This is a genomic window from Bifidobacterium sp., assembly GCF_051876855.1.
Lineage (GTDB): Bacteria > Actinomycetota > Actinomycetes > Actinomycetales > Bifidobacteriaceae > Bifidobacterium.
This window is the reverse complement of sequence record NZ_JBJEIH010000018.1, coordinates 26,687-31,133: the sequence shown is the minus strand read 5'-3', so window position 1 is coordinate 31,133 and position 4,447 is coordinate 26,687. Positions and strand designations below refer to the sequence as shown.

Annotated in this window: 4 protein-coding genes and 1 tRNA gene; 2 read left to right on the top strand and 3 right to left on the bottom strand. The window is 60.5% G+C overall.

The genetic code is table 11. From position 1 onward, the window contains the following. The 3 genes from ACI38B_RS01030 to ACI38B_RS01020 all read right to left on the bottom strand — a co-directional run. A partial coding sequence (locus ACI38B_RS01030; protein WP_439729189.1) for a glutamate--tRNA ligase family protein occupies nt 1–674 on the bottom strand: 674 nt, incomplete at its 3' end. A gap of 158 nt (nt 675–832) precedes the next feature. Further along, the gene (locus ACI38B_RS01025) at nt 833–1,417 is read right to left on the bottom strand and encodes a hypothetical protein (RefSeq protein WP_439729168.1); all 585 of its coding nucleotides are present in this window, start codon (nt 1,415–1,417) and stop codon (nt 833–835) included. Between the two features lie 83 nt (nt 1,418–1,500). Further along, nucleotides 1,501–1,574 (bottom strand) — tRNA-Lys (locus ACI38B_RS01020). A 516-nt stretch (nt 1,575–2,090) separates the two neighbouring features. On the opposite strand from ACI38B_RS01020, the gene ACI38B_RS01015 reads away from it, so the two are divergent. Then, nucleotides 2,091–2,822, top strand: coding sequence for an MIP/aquaporin family protein (locus ACI38B_RS01015; RefSeq protein WP_439729167.1), 732 nt, complete (start codon nt 2,091–2,093; stop codon nt 2,820–2,822). A 244-nt stretch (nt 2,823–3,066) separates the two neighbouring features. Further along, nucleotides 3,067–4,224, top strand: a complete 1,158-nt coding sequence (glf, locus tag ACI38B_RS01010; protein WP_015451150.1) for a UDP-galactopyranose mutase — start codon at nt 3,067–3,069, stop codon at nt 4,222–4,224. Nucleotides 4,225–4,447 lie beyond the last annotated feature (223 nt).

Below are 4,447 nucleotides of genomic sequence, written 5' to 3'. Positions count from 1 at the left end.
CGCACAATCTGGGTGACGCCCATATCGAAATCATCGATACTGACGACGAACTGATACGCGAACAGCCCGTCAGAACGCCGGATGACGACATCGCCGACCTGCCGCCCCAAATCGATGCGTTGCGGCCCGAACACCTCATCGCCGAAAACGATCGTGCCCACGGGATTGGCTCGCCCAGGCACCGCAATACGCCAGGAATGGCGGTCGCCGCGGTTGATACGGGTATTGCGCTCGGCGGCAGACAAGCGACGGCACGTTCCCGGGTAGATGATGAAGCCGTCGCCCTCGTTCGGGGCGGATGCGGCGCGAATGTCAGCGCGCGAGCAGAAACACGGGTAGATGAGCGGCGATTCCTCGTGCGGCTCTCCGTTCGAGTCTGGGCACCCGTCCGCAGGGACGGTTGGCTGCAAGATATCCTGCGTCAGGATATCGTCCAGCGTCATACCACGCAGGGCATCAAGTATCTGTCGATATCTGTCAAGTCTTGATGACTGATAGACCGGGTAGCCGTCCCAATCCAGCCCAAGCCAGTGGAGGTCATCCATGATCCACCGGTCAGCATCCCGCACCACGCGCGGGGCGTCGATATCCTCGATCCGCAAGATCAGTTTCCCGCCGCGGGACCGCACGCCCAGCCAAGCGGCGAGCGCCGCATACGCATTGCCGATATGCATGCGTCCGGTCGGCGATGGTGCCAGGCGCCCGATAACCGCTGAATGTTCCACGCTTGCAGTCTATCCGCCCGTGTATCCGGCCGTGTATCCGGCCGTGCAGCCTTTGCCGCCCGATCTGTCGCCAGGCCCGCATGGAACGCACGGCACGGCCGGTCCTTTCAATCCATCCAGTGGAACCAGGCGTCGAAAACATGATGCCCGATGTAGCAGTCTTTTTCGTCCTTGCTGGTCAGCAGGGTATCCACTCCCAAGCCATCAGGTAGACGCAAACGGCCGATTTCGGGGGCGAGTATCTGATACCCATAGTTCGCCAGGATCTCGGGGATGCGCTGTCGCGTATCCCATGGCACGGCAGAGACCAAATCATCGGATACCGGAAGGTAGCCACAGCTCCCCTTGCCGTCCAACGCCACCCTCGCCTCTACCACCTTCATCAGCGCGGCCAACGGGGCGATTCTGCATACCACCACAGATGCGTACCGGGTCACCTGGTATCCGTCACGAATCTCAGGCTCCGCGCCTCTACGAGCCAGGCGGATTTCGACAAAACTCGCCCAGCCGCCACTGCCATAATCACTATCCTCGATAGAGAACACCGTTGACTCGGGCGTGCGACCCAGTTCGGCGGCAATCCGCCGATAGTCAGGCATGACCCAATCCCCGAAGACTTCCGCGTCTTCGCAAGCCAGTGCAAGAAGGTTGGGATCCGTGACAAAATCCTGGCCACAATCTGCAAGCATCATGGCATCAGCCTACCATGCACGCCAGCATCACATGGAATCTGGAGCGAGAAACAAAAAACCGCAGCCAAAGCTGCGGTTGAAAGTGCCCCCTCGGGGATTCGAACCCCGGACACGCTGATTAAGAGTCAGCTGCTCTAACCAACTGAGCTAAAGGGGCAAGTTGGTTAGTCGATTTCTCGAACCGAGTGATTACTATACTCGTCTCTGATTCGAACGCAACTCATCCACCTCTTCGGCGTGTCGCATTCCTGATAGCCGCGATTGAACCATAATCAAACCGCGACTAAACCGCGACAAAACCGCGATCAATCCGCGGCAACAGCACAATCGAACCACCATGAATCCGCGGTCGAGCAACAGCAAGCCGCGAACGAATCACAAACATCATGTACACCACACGAATCCGGCAACGGTCCGCCGGCATCAGACAGCCAAGACCATGGTTCCCGCTACACTGGCACTCGCGCCGACGTCCGGCGCATCCATCCGCGAACCCTGCCACGGGCCAATCATGTCCGAAGCTGGCAGCGCGACGACCACCGGCCACTACGCGTTGAGGGTCATGCGGCCCATGGAGGCACAGACGCCTTGGCACGCGAATACATTCGTTTCGTCGCGCAAGCGCAAGAAAACCAGAGAACACAAGACACAAAAACGAGAGAGAAGCAGAGCAGTGACTCACTCACTTTTCGTCAAACTGGCCGCCGAATTCGTCGGCACCGCCATCCTTATGGTGTTCGGCAACGGCTCCGTCGCCAACGTCGAACTCAAGAACACCAAAGGCCATCATGCCGGCTGGCTGAACATCGCCATGGGCTACGGCTTCGGCGTGATGTTCCCGGTGCTCATGTTCGGCGCGGTCTCCGGCGCCCACATCAACCCGGCCATGACCATCGCCCAAGCCGTCAACGGCTTGTTCCCATGGAACGAGGTGCTGCCGTATATCATCGCCCAGCTGCTTGGCGCCATTGTCGGCCAGCTCATCGTCTACGTCACCTACTACCCGCATTACCGCGACACCGAAGACGCCGAAGCAATCCTCGGCACCTTCTGCACCACCGATGCCGAAAACGACCGCGTGAACTATTTCCTCAACGAGTTCTTCGGCACCTTCATGCTGGTGATCGGCGCGCTGTGCTGCCTGTCCATGCCGTGGGGCCAGAAGGATCCGGCGGCTGCATCCATCGTCGTCGGTTTCATTGTGTGGGGCTTGGTTACTTCGATGGGCGGCCCGACCGGACCTGGCCTCAACCCGGCCCGCGACCTGATGCCGCGCCTGCTGCACCAGCTGCTGCCGATTCCGCACAAGGGCGGCTCCCGTTGGAGTGAAGCCTGGATTCCGGTGGTCGCGCCGATTCTGGGCGCGATTCTGGGCGCGTTCCTGTTCAAGACGATTTTCGCCTGATTCGTCTGTCGAGCGCACAGCCCGGCGGCGGCACGGCATCTCAATCCGTGCCGCCGCCGGGCTTTCCTGTATCTGGCATTTGAATCCTGACTCGGTGAAAACCTCGCAAACCCGTTCCGCGAGAATCCGGCGATAGGCATACATGGGACTAGACTGAACCCCAACGGTTCCCGCGCGGGGACGGGAAGCCGCACATGGCGTCATCTGGGCGCCGGCAGCGGTTCCGAAGAACAGAAAGGCAAATATGGACGCGGATCTGGTAATCGTCGGCGCAGGCTTGTTCGGCCTGACCGTGGCGCAGCAGGCGGTCGAGAAGCACGGCGCGAAGGTGGAAATCATCGACGTGCGCGATCATATCGGCGGCAACGCATACTCATACATGGACAAGGAAACGGGCGCGGAAATCCACAAGTACGGCGCCCATCTGTTCCACACCTCCAACCCGCGCGTCTGGGAATACGTGAACCGCTTCACCGAGTTCACCAACTACGTCCACCGCGTGTACACCACGCATAACGGCGAGGTGTTCCCGCTGCCGATCAACCTCGGTACCATCAACCAGTTCTTCCACGCGCACTACACGCCGGCCGAAGCCAAGGCACTGATCGCCGAGCAGGCGGGTGAGCTGGCCGGCACCGACCCGGCCAACCTCAACGACAAGGGCATCTCGCTCATCGGCCGCCCGCTGTACGAGGCGTTCATCAAGAACTACACGGCCAAGCAGTGGCAGACCGACCCGAGCGAGCTGCCGGCCGGCATCATCAAGCGCCTGCCCGTGCGTTTCAACTATGACAACCGCTACTTCCGCGACACTTGGGAGGGCTTGCCCAAGGACGGTTACACGGCGTGGATGGAGCGCATGATCGACGATCCGCGTATCCACGTGACCCTGAACACCGATTTCTTCGACGAATCCCAGCCGCTGAACAAGAAGGCGCTTGTCGGCAAGGTGCCAGTCGTCTACACCGGTCCGGTCGACCGGTACTTCGATTACGAGCTCGGCGATCTCAAGTGGCGTACGGTCGATTTCAAGGAAGTCCGCTACGATGAGGGCGACCATTTCGGCTGCCCGGTCATGAACTTCGCGGATTCCGACGTGCCGTACACCCGCGCTATCGAGTTCAAGAACTTCAACCCCGAACGCAAGGACTCCCAGAACCCCGACAAGACGGTGGTCTGGGAGGAGTACAGCCGCTTTGCCACCCGCGAGGATGAGCCGTACTACCCGGTCAACACCGCGGAAGACAAGGCGCTGTACGAGCAGTATGCTGCCAAGGCCGCACAGGAGCCGAAGGTCGTGTTCGGCGGCCGTCTGGGTACGTACAAGTACTACGACATGCACAACGTGATCGACACCGCGCTCACCGCTTACGAGGAGCAGGTGGCGCCGCTGCTCGGCTGAGACCGAGGCGATGGTGATCGCACCGGATCGCACTGAAACAGCCGAAACGCCGGCATGGGATTGCTGATTCCATGCCGGCGTTTGCGTATTGTGCCACGGTGGACACCGGGCGTAGGACGTATCTCATCCCGGTGTGACTGAACAGTCGCAGCACTGGCAACTATGGCCCACACGCGCCGGAAAACCGACCCAATCACGCCGCCGTGCGACACAGCAATCACAC

Bases quoted from the DNA above. Each gene is read 5' to 3' on its own strand.
- glf (WP_015451150.1), top strand. From the start codon at position 3,067: ATGGACGCGGATCTGGTAATCGTCGGCGCAGGCTTGTTCGGCCTGACC.
- ACI38B_RS01025 (WP_439729168.1), bottom strand. From the start codon at position 1,417: ATGATGCTTGCAGATTGTGGCCAGGATTTTGTCACGGATCCCAACCTT.